The organism is Mucilaginibacter sp. (genome assembly GCF_039921305.1).
Taxonomy (GTDB): Bacteria; Bacteroidota; Bacteroidia; order Sphingobacteriales; family Sphingobacteriaceae; genus Mucilaginibacter.
In genome coordinates, this window is sequence record NZ_JBDSCA010000015.1 from 55,063 (window position 1) to 74,320 (window position 19,258).

A 19,258-nucleotide genomic window follows, 5' to 3' on the forward strand; every position below is an offset into this window, starting at 1 on the left:
AATGAACCAGTAAACCCTGGCAATGAATAGCTTTATTACAGATATGCCAATATAGTTTATTAATTAAGCAATTTTAAAAAGATGATATATGGTAAATCCTACTTTCTTTGTAAAACCAATTATTACTTATCTAAAACCTATGCAAACCATTGCACCTCAGCCGGTACAACAACCTGCCAACAAAACCAGCCAGTTATTTCCGGTTATTCTAGTTACGTCCTTGTTTTTTTTATGGGGCTTTGCCCATAATCTGGATCCTATATTAATACCGCATTTAAAAAGGTCGTTCACACTAACCACAGTTCAGGCAACATTGATCGACTCTGCTGTTTTTGCCGCTTACTTTTTAATGGCTATACCTGCCGGTATCATCATGAAAAAATATGGCTACAAATGGGGTATTGTTATTGGCCTACTCATTTTTGCTACAGGATCATTTTTATTTATTCCAGCTGCGAATACTCAGCTTTATAGTTTCTTTTTGATAGCGCTATTTATCATAGCCTGTGGATTAACTATTTTAGAAACCGCCGCCAACCCATATATGTCAACTTTGGGCGATCCCAAAACATCGGTATTACGCTTAAATTTCGCACAATCATTTAACGGTTTAGCCGCGGCTATGGCTCCAGCTATTGGTGCCAGAATTATATTAACCAAAGGCCATACTGATGCTGAGTTAAGCACCATGACAGAAGCCGCAAAAAAGCTGGCCTTAGCTGCCGAAGCCGCGTCCGTTAAAACGCCTTACTTTATTTTAGGTGCTATACTGGTTGTGATAGCCATTCTATTCTCAATAATTAAACTGCCTAAAATTCAGAAAACAGAAGAACATGTAGCAGGTAAAAACATCCTGCATGCCTTTAAACACAAGCACTTATCATGGGGTGTTGCTGCTCAGTTTTTTTATGTTGGTGCACAAGTATGCGTGTTTAGTTTATTCATCCTATATGCAACAAAATCGGCCGGGATATCCGAAGTAAAAGCAGCTGATTATTTGGGTATTTGTGGTATCGCATTTTTAATTGGCCGCTTTGTAGGTACTGCTTTAAACGTAGTGATACAACCTCAAAAACTACTGGCGTTATATGCCATTATTAATATTGCACTTTGCCTCGTTGCAGTATTTGCTCATGGCATGATAACCGTTTATACGGTAATTGGCATATGTTTTTTCATGTCTATCATGTTCCCAACTATCTTTTCACTAGGTATTAAAGGTTTAGGTGGCGATACTGAGTTTGGCAGTAGCTTAATTATCATGTCAATAGTTGGTGGTGCTATTCTACCACGCTTTTTTGGGATGGTTGGCGAATCATTCAACAACATCCAATATGGATATATTGTACCTTTAATTTGCTTTGCTGTGATAGCCGTGTTTGGCTTATCAGGGTATAAAGTAACGAGCAAAACCGATGTCCAAACAGCATTCGATCCCGGAAACTTAGGATAACCATATTAAGTATGCTCCGATCGGGCTAAACCCGATCGGAGCATACAAAAACGCCAACTAAACTTAATATTATGCCTCTTTAAGCAATCCTTTTGATCTGGCTTTTTTGCAGCTTGCATTGTCAATTGTAACCAATTACCAATGCACAGATCTATCCTTTTTATTTGCTCTTTATTCCTTTGCCTTAACTATTCCGCGCAAGCGCAGGCCCCAACATTTACCCAGGTTGAACCCGGTATATTCAAAGCCATTATTGGTAAACCCGATAACTTTAACCTGTTAAACGCGGCTGGCGCAATACCTTACCATGCCGGCTTGGTTGAAATGGGCAACGCCGGTTTCCCATTAAACAAGGCAGATATTTCGGCAACTGTGGTTAATGGCAAAACCTATCTGCGCTTCCCGCTCACCCGTACCGAGCAGCTTTACGGCTTCGGCCTCAACTTTCAAACCGTGTACCAGCGGGGCAAAATATTAACGCTGCATGTAGATAATTATGCCGGTAAAGACAACGGCCGTACACACGCCCCTACACCATTCTACGTTTCATCCAGTGGTTATGGTGTATTTATTAATTGCGCCCGTTACATCACCGTTTACGCGGGCACAGCGGTGCGTGCTGATAGCAAAACCCCTGCCGAGGTTTTGGATAGGAATACCGACAAAAATTGGAAATCACACCCTTATTCTGATGCCGTTGAAATGCTGATCCCTGCCGAAGGTGCCGAGATCTATATTTTTGCAGGCCCAACCCCAATGGATGCTATCCGCCGTTACAATTTACTAAACGGAGGCGGCTGCTTGCCACCACGCTGGGGGCTTGGCTTTACCCAACGTGTACAGCGCCTAACCGATGCCGCAGGCGTAACCGCCGAAGCCAAAGCTTTTGAAGATAAAGGTTACCCATTAGATTTTATCGGCCTTGAACCTGGCTGGCAAAGCAAATCGTATCCATGTACTTTTGATTGGGATAAAACCCGTTTTCCAGATCCCAAAGCATTGGTACAGGATATGCTGAAAAAAAACATCCGCTTAAACTTATGGACCAATCCATACGTATCGCCAGAAGCGCCCATTTACAAAACCATTCTCCCTTACACGGCATCGCATACCGTGTGGAATGGCTTGGTACCTGATATAAGCCTGCCTAAAGCAAGGGACATATTTTTCGGACAGTTAGAAACCGGCAAGGTTGATATCGGCATAAGCGGTTACAAAATGGACGAAGTTGATGGTGGCGATGGTTATCTATGGCCGGATGTGGCTATCTTTCCATCAGGCCACACCGCCGAGCAAATGCGCCAAACCTATGGCTTAATGATGCAGCGCTACGTAACCGAACTTTACCATAAACGCAACCAACGTACCTTCGGACTGGTACGTGCCTCAAATGGCGGTGGCGCATCATTGCCCTACGTTATTTACAACGATTACTACAATCACCAGGATTTCATCACAGCCCTCATTAACAGCGGTTTTGCCGGGGTTTTATGGACTCCTGAAGTACGTGCGTCAAAAACATCAGAAGAGTGGCTACGCAGGTTCCAGTCCAACATCTTTTCGCCAATGGCCATGATCAACGCCTGGTCGAGCGGTACCAAACCGTGGACGTTCCCCGATGTGGCCGAACAGGTAAAACAACTGGCTAACCTGCGCATGCAAATGATGCCTTATTGGTATAGCGAGTTTGCCAAATACCATTTCCAGGGCATCCCGCCATTCCGGGCCATGAACCTCGAACCGGGCTTTAATAGTACCCAAGGTATCAAAGTGGTTCAAACCAAAACTAATCTGGAAGAAAACCCTTACGAGGAATCCGTCTCCAAAGAAATCAAAGATCAATACATGGCCGGCGAATACCTATTAATAGCGCCAATGTTTACTGGTCAAAACAGTCGTACAATCATATTACCCAAAGGCAAATGGTTTGATTTTTATACCGGCAAATTTGCCGGCGATGGCGAGGTGATCACTGTAACACCGGGCCTGGATAAAATACCCGTTTACGTTAAAGATGGCGGTATAATACCCATGATGCCACCCTTATTACATGCACCCAAAGCCAACCAGCAGGTCGATCTGGAAATAAGATATTACGGTAATAAACCCGGCACCTATAACTTGTACGACGATGATGGCGAAACCTTCAACTACGAAAAAGGCGACTACAGCTTCCGCCAGATCAAAGTAACCAAGCAGAACGGAAAAATAACAAGCTCAATAAGCAACGCGGCTCCGGGTAAACCCAACAGCTTTAAAAACATCACCTTCAAAATGATGACGGAATAACATAATATCGCCCGGTTAAACCGAGGTTATCTCAATAACCAAAATAACATACATCAGTATCCAACAGTAATTTCAGGGGGGGGGGATAAAGTAGGTTTTATTAAAATATTTTTCAACGAATTCTTAAAACATTCAATTTCTCAGGGTAACTAACTAATTATTCAATACCCAATATTTTTAACTGCTTGTTTACCCAAACGCTCTGCTAACTGACTTAAATAAAGACTTGCCGGAGTAACGGATGTTCCTTTTGAATCGTAAATACCTTCAGGCTGATTTGCGGCACCAGCATCTGCCGGGAACGATGGTATTGGCTTTTTTTGAGATTCGCCATTACTACCTATTACCCAGTTAACTGCCCCCGGCGGCTGTTGGTTAAGGAATGATTTTGCTATGCAATTCCATGCTACCGCCCAGCCAATGGCCCAGCCATGCCCCGACCCCATTGCACCACGATTCATAAAATCAATCCCTCCGTTTGGCACCTGGCAATTATCTATCAACAACCCCGTAGCCCAGCGCTGATGTGGCTGTATCCAGCCATTACCTTTAAAAACACAATTAAGCAAAACAATAGGGCCGCTAACTTTGGCGCCTGTTGCTAAAAAAAATACATTATCGCCGGTAATATTGCAGTGGTTAAACAGTATTTGCGGTCCGCTCCCATTCAGGTCTGCTGGCTTGGCGGCCCCTACTGTAGGTATAGTGTGATTAATATTAACGCCATCTAAGGTGATACACTTCCCCGTTACGCTAACGCTGTTTACGGTATTATAAATATCTATATCTTTTGCCCATCCATCACTCAGGCCACTCATACTCAGCGCACGGTAATGGGCATCATTGATCGTTACGCTTTTAGCCATACAGGTGATCCGTAAACTTTCAACTCCTGTTTGTGATATTTCTCCAGTAGTTTTAATCTTTACAACAGATACGCCCGGCTTGGTATAAATTGCATCGTACGAGTCGGTTAGTGGAACATCAAGCGCTATCTTCTTACCATCAATCTTACTGATAACCCGATCAATTGTTATATCACCCTTTATCCAGGTTTGTTTTTTACCATCACGCGTCAGGGCATCCATACCCATAAATTTAACCCATTCATCAGTCACCGGGCGTGTAATCCGGATAGTATCACCAACAGAAAAACCACTTGCATTATCCAAACTGAATGAGTTACTACCCGATGGAACATAGGCATCAGTTATTTTAGCCGTATTACCTAACGTTGTAGAATTAACATTCCCTTTTACCGAAATACAAAGATGCGCCGTACCTATCATGTTGATAATAGTGCCATCACCCCCCGAACCGCTGCCCCTTAACACAACACCACTGTTATTGATATTAATTTGCCCCGAACAACTATAAGTGCCTTTATTTAGCAGTATCGCACCACGTAAACCATTAACCAATGGCATTTTTGATACCTGTAATATCGCATTTTGTATAGCTTCGGTATTATCCCCGTCAAGCGGGTTAAGTATTACCTTTACAGGGACAGTTGGTATACTAACACCACCACCCATGTATCCCGCATACGAAAAATCCATGATCTTATCACCCCTATCCATAGTTTTGTAATTGAGCTTGCCGGATTTACCGGCATAAATCCATTCGCTTTTATTTTGAGCGTTTACACTTACAACAACATGAACCAGTAATAAGGACAGGGAGTATTTGAATACTTTCATTGATGATGATTAAACTAATGAAATGAATTATCTTGTTGGGCAAAAATTCTATTAAAACGTTAAATTATGTAATTATTAAGCTAAACCCAACAATAATAACTCAACATCTCATTTGTGATGAAGTACCAGTGTTTGATCCGCATTATGCTGATCCGATAAAATATTGCTTAGCATATTTTGGCTTTGAGATACTGAAAATACAATATCATCAGTATCAACATCATCCCAGGTATTCTGCATTAATTGGATGAGTTGCACATCATCCAGATCTTTAAGCATTGAAAAAAGCTCTACAATTTGTTGTGGGCTGGCCTGCTTTATATAATGCAGGTTAAATAAATAGAATACTCTTTTATTAATACTACCCATTTATACGCCGAAAAAATGATCAAGTAACTGTTTATAATAGCACAACAAAAGGCTATATAATACAAGACAATGGGCTGGATAAAAAAGGGGGTATGCTATACCGGTCTTTCTAAAAAAATTTAAAAAACAGTATCGTTATATCACCACGCCCGAGTGGTTTTCCAAATAAGCGCTGATATGAGAAACAGCTAACTGAAGATATTTTTTAACGGTTTCGCGCGATAGATTCATCTTTTGGGCTATCTCGGCATATTTTAACCTATCGTGGCGGCTCAGTAAATAAACCCTTTGTTGTTGAGGAGGCAGGTGATCTATCGCGATATCTAAAAGCGCATAATAATTATCTATTTCTGTTTTCTGCAATACCAATTGCTCTTCGCAACCTTCCTCTTCCCGCCATTGGGTTTGATGCTTTTGTTCCCTTATCGTTTTTTTTATGCAGTTAAGCGCCTGGTTTTTCGACATTACAAAAAGGTAGGCTTTAAAACACTGTATTTCGCAAAGAGCTTCCCTGTTTGCCCATATTTTAACAAATACATCCTGAACAATTTCTTCAGCCATTTCCATCGAATCGGTTAATCTGAAAATGTATGTACCCAACTGCTGATGATACTTATTAAATAACAGGCCAAAGGCACTTTGATTACCTTGTGTAACTTGTAAAATAAGTTCATGCTCGCTGATAGGTTGAGGGATAGACATGACAATGGGTTTTATTGGTAAATAAATTTACCCCATAAGTACCCTATATCAAAGCAATTAACCCCATTATGGCAATCACTAACAATACAAAGCTAATTACACATAATTAGCTTTTTCAGTATGCAAATTACGCGCTATATATTAATCACGTACACGTACCGATTGCTTTAAAGCACCCGAATTAAAAGCCACAACAGTAGTTACTTTTGATACATCGCCACCATCAATTTTGATATTTTTGATCTCCGCGCCCTCTACAGCTAAAAATACATTTGCGGCATTTTTTAACCGTACAGCTGTAACCAAAACATCGCTGCTATTAATAAACCGGCATGCCGATTCCGCTTTTTCATGCCCATCAATATTCAGTCCGTTTACGGCAACGTCGTGTACATTATCCAATATTAAAGCGGGGCGTAAATCGGCATTAGCCATAGCCAAACTAACATTGTGTAGTATTAAACCTTTCACATTACGCGCATATAAACCGTAGGCAGGGGGTACACCTATTTCGTAATATTCGCCGGCTATTTTAGGTACATCGCGTACAGCCCCTTGCTCAATTGTACCACCACCCGGATAGGTGATATGTACATCATTAAAAGTAATGTTCTCTATAAAAACATTATCCATAGCGTTAAGCGTTACGCTCGAAAATATTTCGCCGGGATTATAATTACTCGGATGCTCGCTATCACGCAACGGAACTGGTTTAACTACAGTTGCTGTAATATTGCTGAAAGAAATATTACGCACAATACCCGGTGCTCTTGGGGTGGTATTTTGCCTGGAGTTTTGAGATCCAAGCCCTATTGATATGGGGCCGGTTACACCCCGCATTACAATATTGGAAAAAGAAATATTTTCAAATCTTGAACCAGGACCGCAGCGCATTTTAATTGGGCAGCCGTAGGTTTCGTATATCAAACAGTTAGAAACGGTAATATCCTCGGCTTCGCCTCCGCCAAATCTAAATACCGACCAGCGTGTGCTAAAACTACAATTGGTTACGGTGATAAATTTGCAGCTGCCAAATAACGCGCAGGCATCATCCTGACTTTGTACATTACAATTACTCATATGCACATACCTGCAACTAATAAAATGAAAGCCATCGTTATTATTGATCACCCTTCCGCGAATATGTAATCCTTCCATTTTTACAAACTCACTCTGGATAACTCTTACCGAATGGAATGCGCTATTCAATAAATAAATATCACGAACAGTTAAATTTTTGCATTGATGAAACAGCAAATGGTATGGTCTGTGCGGGCCACTTATACCCGCAGGGGGTAATTCACCTTTAACCGCGCTGCGAAACCTGGATCCATGCCCATCAATGGTACCAGGCCCATCAATGGTAATATTATCTGCTTTAACAGCGAACAAAAGGCCAACATTTCCATCGTTTAATGTGGAATCTCCGCTTAATGGAATAGCATCGGCTGCATAGTATTGCTTACCATCATCGGTACCCAACAAAATACCCTGAGCGGCAATATATAAATGCACATTGCTTTTTAGTTCAACTGTGCCTATTACAAATGTACCTGCCGGTACCAATACAGTGCCCCCTAAATCATGGGTACAGGCATCAATAGCAGCCTGTAAAGCTTTAGTGTCTAAAGCTTTACCGTCGCCTTTGGCACCAAAATCGCGTATGTTGTAAATACGCGCTCCCTGCATGTTATCAGGCTTGGCAGCTGCATTATTCGGTTTTGCTTCGGCGGTATTGTTCAACAAGCCTATACCAATAGTGGCCGCAACAGCCGGTACAGAAACACGCCCAAACCACTCACGACGTGATATATCGGAGTTAACGTCATGCTCAACTTTTGATCTTCCCGAAAAAAAGTTTGCCATCCCTTTTAAGCTTTTACCTATCATAAAACTATGTTTAAACTGTTATTGATGCTGTTGTTCCGTTTTTAATTGTATAAGTCCGTTTCACACTTCCCTGAGTTACCATAATGTTTAACTTATCTTTTCCTTGCCGGGATATGTGCAGATCGAACACTTTGCCAAACGAGTGGATATTACGTAAAGCCATTTGATTCCATTTTTCAGGCAATCTTGGCGAGCAGTCAAAACTATTAAAACCAGTTGGCCTCATACCAAATAACCCCTCGGTATAAATGCGGCAATACAATCCGCTTTCGGCAGATAGATGCCTTTGGTTACCTTCGGGATAAGCTTCAACAGGGTAAGGCACATGCTCACCCAGCAACCTGCGACGCGAGTAATATGCTAAGAATGTGATTGCCCGTTCTGTTTCACCGGCCTGCAATACGCCGCGTAAGGCGTATAATGTTGATCGATCCCAAAAGGTTTCTTTACCTGCCTGTGTTGCCAATCCATCCGCGGTCCATAAACGTGGCGAGAATAGGGCATCAATAGTTCCCTTGCTGCGGTTATATATTCCTGCTGTTAAGGGCAAACATATCCATGCACGCAAAACATCATTGGTTTCATAATATCTGTACGTTTCAAAACCCTGTACATTAGCGCCAAAATATTTCTCAATATTAGCTTTAAGTTGAGCAGCCTGTTTAACGTACGCATCAATTTGTGCTTGTGGCTGGTGCAATTGTTTAGCTAAATACGTGGCAGATACCAGCGCATCATAATATAAACAATTGGTAGATAGGTTTGCCTTGCCCGATGGGAAGCGCCCTTCCAGCTCGTCACTTTTTGACTCTACCACCCCTTGATCGTTAATATGCCTGTGGCTGTACTCTAAGCACCAGGTTATCAACGGCCACAAAACTCTGGCCGAATCAATATTGCCATTAGCAAGCGCGTATCGCGAAGCTCCATAAGCTATCATAGCCTGATCGCCCCGGTCGCCGGCGCCTTTCCAAACGGCATCACCTTCGGCCACAATTGAACTTGGTAATGGTTTATAATCAGGGTTCATATATTTAGCAAAAAGCCGGTAGCAATTCATCGCCGAAAGATTACCTATCCTATCGCCCGAAAAGGCAAAAAACGGACTAATATATTCAGCCTGGTCATTGGCCCAAATAGCGGCATAATAAGCCAGCCCACCAGGGCCATGCATGTAACCGCCCTTGGTTTTATAAATACTTTCTGTGCCACGTATTTTTGCAAAAGCAAAGGCGGTATTTAAAACATTATCAGGAGTTTGCAACTGTAATGGCGATAAAATTTCGGTAACACGGCTTTCTCGTGCCCATTGTTCATGTTCAATATTAACTTTAAGTGGTATTTGCGGCTCATCTGTAGCCAGGTAACAAACCGCATAAGTAGTAGATTTGCCTGGTTGAATCACCCTGCTACCAGGATCTACAGATTGCATAATGATGCTATGTGGCGCCCCTTTGCTTTTGGCCGTATCGGTTACAATCTGTAGCCTAACATGCTCCATCGAAACCGTTACCGGGATGCTGCTCACATTGGTAAATACAAATTTTTCGATAGCCATAGGTTTATCTACCGATGGAAAAAGGCTGCGTTCTATTTGTACCGATGCGGGGTTTCCGGCTTCTGCAGATACCTGCATAATGCCTTTGTGGCTAAAGCTTTTCACTTTGTAGCTCAACTCATTCTTCCCGCCTCTGGCAACATCATTACGCAATGGCTTATTATTAATGGTAAATTTCGGCAACTCATTATCCCGGAAGGTATGGGTGATATGGCTACGGGTATTATCGGGCAACATGCGGAATGTTGGGAATACCACGGTGCGGTTTATAGTGCATACACCCGCGGTGTCAACTCCATACTCAACCCAAAGCGAAACTTTTTCGCCCGACATTTCGATATGATCGGCATGAGGCAACCTGGCTTTTACATCCCATTTTATACTGCCATCGGTTTGTATCTGCCACCTGTCGGTTTGTTCAGGCAACACCGTATTTTGTGCCCGTACCGCTACGGTAATACAAAAGAACAAGCCAGTAAATATTGCAGCTTTCATCATTGATCTCATAAAATTCACTCAATACAAATGTTTAAACTCTATAATTAGCCTATCATTAATTGGCAGATGGTAAGCTAACATGTTTATCATATTCAATATCCTTCTTTATCCCTGGCAGCTTATTCCCACTCAACTGCACCCTGCTATCACTATTGTTTTCAACACGCACAAATGCCGCGGCCGAGCCTTGCACATTACTGTTATTAATGCTCGCACCGTTCACATTCTCTAAACGGATCACGGCTTGAGCTCCTGTAGTTTCGGGAATCGTCCAGTTATTCAGTTCAATATTTTTCCCGTCTTCGCAAATAAATACCGGGCGCACATCATTGCTACCCAAGCTAAATTTAACGTTGATAAGCTTTAAGCCCTCAACATGCCTTGCCCAAATACCATAAGCAGGTACCAGCGGACCAAAGGTTTTAACCTCCGGATATTTATCAATAGCTTCAGGTACAATCTGCCGTGAATTTTCAACCGTACCGCCACCGGCTAATTGGATATCAATGTTCTGGAGTGTAAGGTTTTTGATGGGATGGTTAGGGATACCAGTGATCAATATACCCGACGGGGGCATCAGCTGGGCATTATCTGCAGCTTTGGCCTTCACATTTTTAATAATAACGTTTTCTAATATTCCGGTTTCCTGTTTAGTATCCTGAGCTTTTCTGAATACGCTTAACCGCGAACCTAAACGAATCAGGATCGGGGTTTTAACTTCAACCATCGTAATATCCGATATCTCGATATTATGCAGATACGCGCCATCAACACTAAGCAGTTTAATACCACCGTTGGTTGTGTTATAAATGTAGCAATTTGATATTTTAATGTTCTCAAAAGCGGCCATTGATTCTGTTCCCATTTTAATGGCGCCCTGGTTACTTTTAATACGCAAACCCGATACAACAATATTGCTGCAAGGCATTTTGCTCGAAGTGGTTTTAAAACACAAGCCGTCATCACCACTTTGAATGTCGCTGTCGCTGATGTGTACATCCTGGCATCCGTCAATATCAATACCATCATTGTGCGCTACGCCAACACTTACAATTTTTATATTTTTGATATTTAAATTTCGCGTTTGAAAATAATGCGATGTCCACGCGGCCGAATAATGCAAGGTGATACCATTAATATTCACCCCATCGCACCTCACCACACGCAGCAAAAACGGCCGCCTACCCCAACGTTGCGATTCGGGGCGGGTATCAGTTAGTATTTGCTCGGCTTTTACTTTTGAGCCCTGCCCATCAATAATGCCTTCGCCCTCAATACCTATATTTTTAACATCAATAGCGGCTACCAATGCCCAGCCCACGTCAATACCCAAACCCTCGGTAAATGGGTCAAGGTTTTGGTAATCATTAATATTGGTACTGCCCAATAAAACTGCATCCTTTTGCAGCCAAAGTGTAACCTTATTTTTTAATGCGATAGTCCCCGATAAAAATTTACCTGCCGGGAATATTACTTTACCGCCACCCGTTTTATTACACTCATCAATAGCCTTTTGTATCGCTGTGGTATTTAGTTTGGTTCCATCACCTATGGCGCCATATTTTTCAATGTTAACATCTGTTGCATACAAACAGGTACAAGTTATTGCAGTAATTACACAGGTAATATAGCATTTTAAAAAATTCATTTTTTAGCGATGTTTTAGGGTGATGATTTATATAAAGTCTTTTTGATATTTTAATGGGGTTTTGCCTGTTATCAATTTAAAATATTTATGAAAACTGGCAAAGTTGTTAAAGCCGCATTCGTAGCACAATTGTTTAATAATTACTTTATTTTCCATCAGTAATTTGCAGGCGTACTCTACTTTCAACTCTATTAAAAATTGCGAATAGGTTTTACGCATTTGCGATTTAAAATACCGGCAAAAAGAGTTCGGACTGATATTAGCTACCGCCGCTATCTCATTAAGGTGTATCTTGGTTCTAAAATTAGCCAGTGAGTATTCATAAATAGCATTAATACGCTCGTTATAGGCATTATCAATTTTATTGCTAAACGGCTGCGATGATAATATACATTGTTCGCTACCCGCTATCTGCAGCAATATTTCAAGCAATATAATTATCCTGTCTGGCCCTTCGGCATCATGTATCTTCTCAAGCATATCAACTACTCTTTTCCGCACAGTTCCCCGCACTTCTATACCCCGGCGTGCATTTTCTAAAACAGCTTTAATACTGCTGTTTTCTTTGAGTTTCAAAAAGGTATCGCCCCAAAAATTTTCACAGAAATGCACTACCCTTACATCTACATTTTTATCTGTTTTCTTGTCAAAAAATTCGTTGTCAAATCTCCAGTAATGCGGTAATTTTTTTCCTACCAAAACAACATCACCACTCCTGAAACGCTTAATGCTATCACCTATAAACTGAGTACCCTCACCTTTAATAAAATAAATAAGCTCAACCTCTTCGTGATAGTGCCACTTGTTGTTAAAATGCGGAGCAACATCCCGCCGCACACTAAAAGAATGCGACGGCCCTGTTGATACCTTTAATAATTGTGGCTTCATAGTAATAGCCTTATATTCGGTTAATTTATTTAGCCTTGCGTAAACTAACCATCACTACACCGTGCTGGTTTACATCGGCTTTAAACTCGCCGTCAAAAGCGCCAAGGTCTTTTTGCCGCCATAAATCGCGCACAATGTATTTGCCTTTTATTTTAAGATCGGCCCAGTTTAATACTACTTGCTTTGAGCCTTCGCCAGGGTTAAATAGGCCAACCGCTTTTGAACCATCTTCCATATCCTTAGCCATTACACCGGCATCGCCCTGGCGGGATATTACTGTAGCCTGTTTACCCAAAGCATCCTGGTTAACAGCAATTACTTCGTCGTTAGTTAATAGACTCAGGGTAAAATCGTCAAGCCTGGTAAGGTCGCATCCTAACAGCAAAGGCACAGACATTAAGCACCACGCGCTCATATGAGTATACTGCTCATCCGCGGTTAAATTGCTTGGGTGATAATCTTTACCCCAGCCAACAACGCCAACAACCATCATATCCGGATCATTCCAATGGCCCTGACCAGCGTATGGTTCCCACTTATCCTGCGAAAACAGGCGAGTACTCAAACTCTTCCAACTATCCCTGATATCGCCACCCGTACGCCACGTATTTGACACCTTTGATAATTCGCCAATACTGGCAAAAGGAGTACTGTTTGATAAGCTGAAAACAATATCGCGGCCACTGGCGCGTAAGGCATCAAACATTTTTTTTGTTTCTGGCAGCTCTATCGGGTTCCAATCATACTTCAAATAATCTACATTCCATTTAACCCATTGTTTTACATCCTTGTCGCCAAAATCATAATCGCCAATTTTGTAAGGGAACAATTTTTTATTGCGTGGTACCTTATCCATTTCTGGAGTTCTTTCAAATTTACCTTCCGGGTTATTAGCCGATCCGCCTACATGGTGCCCGTATGATTCTATCCATGGTGTAGAGTAAATACCCATTTTCAAACCCATCGCATGTATCTCGTCACTGGCCTTCTTTAAGTCCGGAAACGTTACAGGGTTAGGTTGTATCGCGTTCAATTCTCCACCGCGCTCACCTTGCCAAACATCATCAATATTCATATAGCTCCAGCCATGGTTAACAAGGCCCGAGCTAACCATGGCTTTCGCATTTGCCAATAGCAATTGCTGCGTTACCTTGGTAGCATAAATATTCCAGCTGTTCCAACCCATTGGTGGTGTAAGCGCCAATGTTTCGCCTATTACCAGCTTGAATTCTCTCTTGGCTTCGCCCGATGAGTTTTTAGCATGAAGCTGAATAACGTAAGTGCCGGGTTTGGTTACAGAGCCTGATATTTGCCCTGTATTGGCATCCAGCTTTACACCCGTGGGTAACTTATCTGCCGAAAACCTCATTGGCCTTACCCCCGTTGCGGGTATGGTAAATACAATTGGGTTACCGGGATGTACACCGAATATTTTTGGCCCGTTAATACGCGGCTCAGGGCCGGATTTAGGAGTGAGTATTACCGCCGGTGCTTTTGCAACATCCTGAGTTTGCGCTTTGGTAACCGTTGCAACAAAGCAAAGTATTGAAAATATAGAAGCCTTGAATAATTGATTATTCATCATAATAAGGGTTATATGAGGTTTGATTTAGTCTAACTCGCCGGTTTTCATTTTACCGTTACTACCTGCTGTATTGCCAACCATTCCTTTTACTTCCAGCTTAATTACCGAAGCAATAGCATCTGGAGCTTTGGCAGGAAGTTGAATAATCAGCCCATCAGCATTAGATTCCGATTTTAAAGCCGAACCATTAGCCAATAGTTTGGCTGATACCAATTGATTTTTCACACCCGGCACAACCAGCTTTCCATCGGCTGGCCAATTAAATACAGATAGGTAAAGCGTTGTATTGCCACCTACTACTTTTTTGGTACAACGCCCCCAGGCTAAAGGTTGCAGCGGACTGGCAGTAGTTGCATAAATAGCTTCGCTGTTGGTTTTCATCCACACCCCAATGGCTTTCAAATCATCAATACTTCCTTGCGGGAACTCTCCTTCCGCGTTTGGTCCCACATTCAGCAAATAGTTTCCACCTTTCGAAGCAATATCAACAAGGTTGTGAATAAGCGTTTCGGGAGTTTTCCATTTGTTATCATAGCTTTTGTAACCCCAGGTTCCATTCATGGTCATGCAGGTTTCCCAGTCTTTACCATCCAGTTCACTAAGGCTTGGTATCTTCTGTTCAGGCGTTTTAGTGTCACCCGGAAAATTAGGTCGCTTTAACCTATCGTTTGTAATAATATTAGGTTGCAGGGCAAGTACAGCGTTTAATTTTTCTGCATATTCATCCGTCATGTTTGTTGGGGTATCCCACCATAAAACTGCTACTTCGCCGTAATTGGTTAATAGCTCTTTCATCTGCGGAACAGCTACCCGGTCTATATACTCGCCCATAGTTGCTGTAGTTTGATAAGGATCAAAATGGCCGTTGTGCTCTTTTGTATAAGCATCTATTTTTGCCGAATCGGGATTAGCCCACCCTTCAGATGATACTTTTCGCGAAACTGCTCCACCCGGATTATTCCAATCCTGCGCATGTGAATAATAAAAGCCAAGTTTAATGCCATACTTTTTACAAGCGGCAGCTAAAGGCTTAAGTACGTCTTTACCATAAGGTGTAGCATCGGCAATATTCCATTTGCTGGCGTTTGATTTAAACATGGCAAAACCATCATGATGTTTGGCCGTGATCACAATATACTTCATGCCGGCATCTTTTGCCATACGTACCCAGGCATCGGCATCATATTTTACCGGGTTAAAGTTTTTAGCCATAGCCTGGTACTCCGCCACCGGAATTTTTGCCCGGTTCATTATCCACTCACCACCATGCCCAACCTGGTGACCTTTATACATACCGGCCCACTGTGCATAATCGCCCCAATGGATAAACATACCGAAACGCGCTTCGCGCCACCATTTCATCCGCTCATCACGGCTCAGTTTCTTTTGCGCAAATACGCCTGTAACAAGCATAAGCAATGCGGCACATATCAATGTTATTTTTTTCATAGTTGAATATTTTTTATAATTATTTGGTACTCTTTTCGGCTTTGATCATTTCCGTTCCGGCTAATAAAATCGCGCCTAAACCATGCGTATCATTAAGCTCTTTGGGGCGGGTATAATAAAATTTAATAGCCTCGTCCATATTAGTTCCTATACAAACATCTTCCAGTTGGCCATCAGTGGTTACTTTAGCGGTAAGCCCTTTCCAGCCTTCACGGGCTATGGAAATATATTTTTCGTTTATCCAACCTTCGTTAACAGCACGCGCAACAGCGTAAGTATACATAGCAGTAACCGAAGTTTCGAGATAAGAATCTGGTTTATCCAGCAATTGATGCCATAAACCGCTCTGATCCTGGTAACGGGCAAAACCTACTATCTGCCTTAACAACAGGCGTATCAACTCTGCTCTCTTTGGATGATTTGCAGGCAGGTTACGCAATAACTCCGTTTGCGCAACAGCTAACCAGCCATTAGCGCGGCCCCAATGCCCCACACCATTCATTTCTACATCGCTATAATAGTTGTGCCAGTACAGGCCGGTGTTTGTATCGTACAGATACTTGTTAAAATTCTCTACCTGTTTAATGGCATCATCAAAATATTTAGTATTGCCGGTTAACTTACCCATGCGTGCTAAAAAGGGAATACTCATGTAAAGATCATCGGCCCAAATGGTATTTTTCCTGGGATTTGGACGGCATAAAGTACCATCGGGCAGGCGTAGTTGTTTGTTCGAGATATAATCAACTGATCGGTCTAAATAAGTACGGTAATCTTTACGGTTATCCAAAGCATAAACATCCATTAATCCTGCCGACATGGCCCCGCAGGCATCCAGATTGCTGATGTTAAAATACGGGCCATATTCAACCTTAACACTTTTATCCTTACGTACCTCTTCAAAATAAGGCAGGCTATTAAAAATAAATTGGAAATTATGTAAGCTATAATCCGAATACTTTTTATCATTTAGCACAGCAGCGGTCTGCATCATGCCCGCGGTAAGCACTCCGTTCACATACATCCATCTATTGTATTTACTTTCGGCCTTAACATCCCCCGATGGGGCAAGGCCCTTGGTTGAGTCAAACTTTTCGCCGGTTTTACTATTCACAAACTTGAAGGTTGTAGTTTTAATAATGTTATCCGCCACGCGGCGCACCACCTCTTCGGTATTGGTTTGTGCAAACACCGCACCCGAACAAGCGGTTAGCAATAGCACTGATAAAAATTTACGCATAATTATGGTTGTTATAATTCATTAATGATTTGGTTACTATTTTTTATTTTTTGCCCTAACCGCTTTAACCTGCGCCACTGTAATTGCAGTGCCTTTATTGCTAAAACTATTGCGCACATAAGTGAGCACATCGGCTATTTCCTGGTCCTTCAGCATATTTTGAGGCGGCATATTGTTAGAATATGATTCTCCATCAATATTAACATTTTGGGCAAAACCATTTAGCACTACCTTGATCAGGCGGACCTTATCGCCGGTTACATAACTGGTTTTAACCAATGGCGGGTTAAGGTTAGGCACGCCACCACCATCAAGCTGATGGCATGATAAGCAGTACTGGAGATATACTTTTTGCCCGCGGGTAATTGAAGCAGCCATCCCCGCGGCAGGTGCAGTTTTTTTAGTTTGCGCGCTTAAACAAAAGGGTACGGATAGTAATAAGATAACGAGTATTCGTTTCATTGAGTAATTATTTTTTAGTGTATATAATGCGATAAATATTGCCTTTAACATCATCTGTTACGTATAACGATCCATCGATACCTAAGGCTAATCCGCATGGGCGGTGTTGTGCCTGGCTGGGCGATTTTACTTCGTCAACACCAGCAAAGCCTTCGGCAAACACCTCCCAATCACCGGCAGGTTTTCCATTTTTAAACGGCTGGAATACCACGCAATAACCTTTTTGAGGTTCCGGAGCACGGTTCCATGAACCATGGAAGGCTATGAAAGCGCCATTTCGGTATTTCTCCGGAAACATTTTCCCGGTATAAAATAATAATCCGTTGGGTGCCATATGGCCGGGATAGGCCGCGGCAGGTTCCAGGTATTTGGCATCAGCTTCTTTTTTGCCATCGCCGCCGTACTCGGGCATTACTATTTTTTTATGGGTTATTTGATTGTAAAACATAAAGGGCCAGCCAGCATCATCTCCTTTTTTAAGCGCATACATGCACTCGGCAGGTAACTCGGCCGATTCTTTGGTGGTAAATAACTCTGGCCATGAGCTGTTCAAATTATCACGGCCATGCTGCATTACAAACAGTTGGTTATCCTGCTGGTTCCAATCCAGGCCCACAATATTGCGCAAGCCGGTTGCATACCGAACACCATCTTTATAAGTCTGGTTAAGTTTATTGGCTTTAAACTGCCATATACCACCGGCAGAATCCAACAAGGGGCAACCCGGTATTCCTGGCGAATGCAGGCCTCGATCCTGAACCTGGCAAGCGCTTAAAGGAGCACCTATATTGATGTAAATATTATCTTCGTTATCCAACACCAATGATTTGGTTTCGTGCTGGCGGCCGGCTTTCAAACCCATAATTATTCTTTCGGGATGCTCCTGGTCAATCACCTTGTTTTGAGCATCCAACTTGTATCTAAATATTTCGGTATTTGACGAGGCGTACATATAACCATCTTTTATATACATGCCCGTACCACCATAATTGCCAAAACCTCCGGTAATCTCGGCCTTACCATTGCTCCCTTCATGCAAGGTGATTATACCTTTACCTTCCTTCGGTTTAGCCAGCTTTACATAAATATCACCCTGCGGGGTAACACTCAGGTGGCGGGCCTTTGCACCTATGTTGGCAACAGTTAAAGCGCCAAAGCCTTCGGGCAATTTTAAGCCAGCATTACCAGCGTCTGCTACAACTCCATTATCCGCTTTTAAAGCATAAATAATTGTACAAATGACTAAGCCTAAAATCGGTGTTATAATGTATTTTAATAATTTACTTTTCATTAGTTGTCACAGACTGTTATTCTATTTCTCTATTAGTACACTGACAAGTTTAATATAGGAATAGAATAAGCTCAGGTTTATATTGACAGTAATACACTGCCTTTAATTATAAGACAATCCGACAAGAAAAAAGGGGGTATGTTTTTCAATTTTTTTTTAATTAAAATACATTTAAAATAGCACCAGTATATTATATTAAACAAGTTAAAAAGCAAACCCGGCAGTATAGGTGCCGG

14 protein-coding genes are annotated in these 19,258 nt (G+C 42.1%); 2 read left to right on the forward strand and 12 right to left on the reverse strand.

The genetic code is table 11. The features are described from left to right. The first annotated feature begins 88 nt into the window (after window positions 1-88). Entirely contained in the window at window positions 89-1,453 is a 1,365-nt protein-coding gene (gene fucP / locus ABIN91_RS03190) for an L-fucose:H+ symporter permease (RefSeq protein ID WP_348048366.1), read from the forward strand. Window positions 1,454-1,594: 141 nt separating this feature from the next. After that, complete coding sequence (locus ABIN91_RS03195) at window positions 1,595-3,742, forward strand: TIM-barrel domain-containing protein (protein ID WP_348048368.1); 2,148 nt, start codon at window positions 1,595-1,597, stop codon at window positions 3,740-3,742. A 161-nt stretch (window positions 3,743-3,903) separates the two neighbouring features. On the opposite strand, the gene ABIN91_RS03200 is transcribed toward ABIN91_RS03195, so the two are convergent. From ABIN91_RS03200 to ABIN91_RS03255, 12 genes are all read right to left on the reverse strand, one after another. Next, on the reverse strand, window positions 3,904-5,442 hold the full coding sequence (locus tag ABIN91_RS03200; protein WP_348048370.1) for a hypothetical protein: 1,539 nt from the start codon (window positions 5,440-5,442) through the stop codon (window positions 3,904-3,906). Between the two features lie 108 nt (window positions 5,443-5,550). Next, the gene (locus ABIN91_RS03205) at window positions 5,551-5,811 is read right to left on the reverse strand and encodes a hypothetical protein (RefSeq protein WP_348048372.1); all 261 of its coding nucleotides are present in this window, start codon (window positions 5,809-5,811) and stop codon (window positions 5,551-5,553) included. A 135-nt stretch (window positions 5,812-5,946) separates the two neighbouring features. After that, window positions 5,947-6,513 carry an RNA polymerase sigma-70 factor gene (locus ABIN91_RS03210; protein ID WP_348048374.1) on the reverse strand — a complete coding sequence of 189 codons (567 nt, stop codon included), beginning with the start codon at window positions 6,511-6,513 and terminating at the stop codon, window positions 5,947-5,949. Window positions 6,514-6,654: 141 nt separating this feature from the next. Beyond that, the gene (locus ABIN91_RS03215) at window positions 6,655-8,403 is read right to left on the reverse strand and encodes a glycosyl hydrolase family 28 protein (RefSeq protein ID WP_348048376.1); all 1,749 of its coding nucleotides are present in this window, start codon (window positions 8,401-8,403) and stop codon (window positions 6,655-6,657) included. Between the two features lie 10 nt (window positions 8,404-8,413). Continuing rightward, on the reverse strand, window positions 8,414-10,459 hold the full coding sequence (locus ABIN91_RS03220) for a hypothetical protein (RefSeq protein WP_348048378.1): 2,046 nt from the start codon (window positions 10,457-10,459) through the stop codon (window positions 8,414-8,416). A gap of 55 nt (window positions 10,460-10,514) precedes the next feature. Next, the gene (locus ABIN91_RS03225) at window positions 10,515-12,107 is read right to left on the reverse strand and encodes a glycosyl hydrolase family 28 protein (protein ID WP_348048380.1); all 1,593 of its coding nucleotides are present in this window, start codon (window positions 12,105-12,107) and stop codon (window positions 10,515-10,517) included. 27 nt (window positions 12,108-12,134) lie between these two features. Then, entirely contained in the window at window positions 12,135-12,995 is an 861-nt protein-coding gene (locus tag ABIN91_RS03230; RefSeq protein ID WP_348048382.1) for an AraC family transcriptional regulator, read from the reverse strand. A 25-nt stretch (window positions 12,996-13,020) separates the two neighbouring features. Continuing rightward, a complete protein-coding gene (locus ABIN91_RS03235) occupies window positions 13,021-14,580 on the reverse strand; it encodes a putative Ig domain-containing protein (RefSeq protein ID WP_348048384.1) in 1,560 nt (519 codons plus the stop codon). Between the two features lie 24 nt (window positions 14,581-14,604). Further along, the gene (locus ABIN91_RS03240; protein WP_348048389.1) at window positions 14,605-16,029 is read right to left on the reverse strand and encodes an alpha-L-fucosidase; all 1,425 of its coding nucleotides are present in this window, start codon (window positions 16,027-16,029) and stop codon (window positions 14,605-14,607) included. A gap of 19 nt (window positions 16,030-16,048) precedes the next feature. Then, entirely contained in the window at window positions 16,049-17,269 is a 1,221-nt protein-coding gene (locus ABIN91_RS03245; protein WP_348048391.1) for a glycoside hydrolase family 88 protein, read from the reverse strand. Between the two features lie 36 nt (window positions 17,270-17,305). Then, window positions 17,306-17,731, reverse strand: coding sequence for a cytochrome c (locus ABIN91_RS03250; RefSeq protein ID WP_348048393.1), 426 nt, complete (start codon window positions 17,729-17,731; stop codon window positions 17,306-17,308). 7 nt (window positions 17,732-17,738) lie between these two features. After that, window positions 17,739-19,022, reverse strand: coding sequence for a PQQ-dependent sugar dehydrogenase (locus ABIN91_RS03255; RefSeq protein ID WP_348048395.1), 1,284 nt, complete (start codon window positions 19,020-19,022; stop codon window positions 17,739-17,741). Window positions 19,023-19,258: the final 236 nt, after the last annotated feature.

Coding starts and splice junctions, on each gene's coding strand:
- fucP (WP_348048366.1), top strand. CDS start 89: ATGGTAAATCCTACTTTCTTTGTAAAACCAATTATTACTTATCTAAAA.
- ABIN91_RS03210 (WP_348048374.1), bottom strand. CDS start 6,513: ATGTCTATCCCTCAACCTATCAGCGAGCATGAACTTATTTTACAAGTT.
- ABIN91_RS03215 (WP_348048376.1), bottom strand. CDS start 8,403: ATGATAGGTAAAAGCTTAAAAGGGATGGCAAACTTTTTTTCGGGAAGA.
- ABIN91_RS03195 (WP_348048368.1), top strand. CDS start 1,595: ATGCACAGATCTATCCTTTTTATTTGCTCTTTATTCCTTTGCCTTAAC.
- ABIN91_RS03205 (WP_348048372.1), bottom strand. CDS start 5,811: ATGGGTAGTATTAATAAAAGAGTATTCTATTTATTTAACCTGCATTAT.
- ABIN91_RS03240 (WP_348048389.1), bottom strand. CDS start 16,029: ATGAAAAAAATAACATTGATATGTGCCGCATTGCTTATGCTTGTTACA.
- ABIN91_RS03235 (WP_348048384.1), bottom strand. CDS start 14,580: ATGATGAATAATCAATTATTCAAGGCTTCTATATTTTCAATACTTTGC.
- ABIN91_RS03250 (WP_348048393.1), bottom strand. CDS start 17,731: ATGAAACGAATACTCGTTATCTTATTACTATCCGTACCCTTTTGTTTA.
- ABIN91_RS03200 (WP_348048370.1), bottom strand. CDS start 5,442: ATGAAAGTATTCAAATACTCCCTGTCCTTATTACTGGTTCATGTTGTT.
- ABIN91_RS03220 (WP_348048378.1), bottom strand. CDS start 10,459: ATGATGAAAGCTGCAATATTTACTGGCTTGTTCTTTTGTATTACCGTA.
- ABIN91_RS03255 (WP_348048395.1), bottom strand. CDS start 19,022: ATGAAAAGTAAATTATTAAAATACATTATAACACCGATTTTAGGCTTA.
- ABIN91_RS03225 (WP_348048380.1), bottom strand. CDS start 12,107: ATGAATTTTTTAAAATGCTATATTACCTGTGTAATTACTGCAATAACT.
- ABIN91_RS03245 (WP_348048391.1), bottom strand. CDS start 17,269: ATGCGTAAATTTTTATCAGTGCTATTGCTAACCGCTTGTTCGGGTGCG.
- ABIN91_RS03230 (WP_348048382.1), bottom strand. CDS start 12,995: ATGAAGCCACAATTATTAAAGGTATCAACAGGGCCGTCGCATTCTTTT.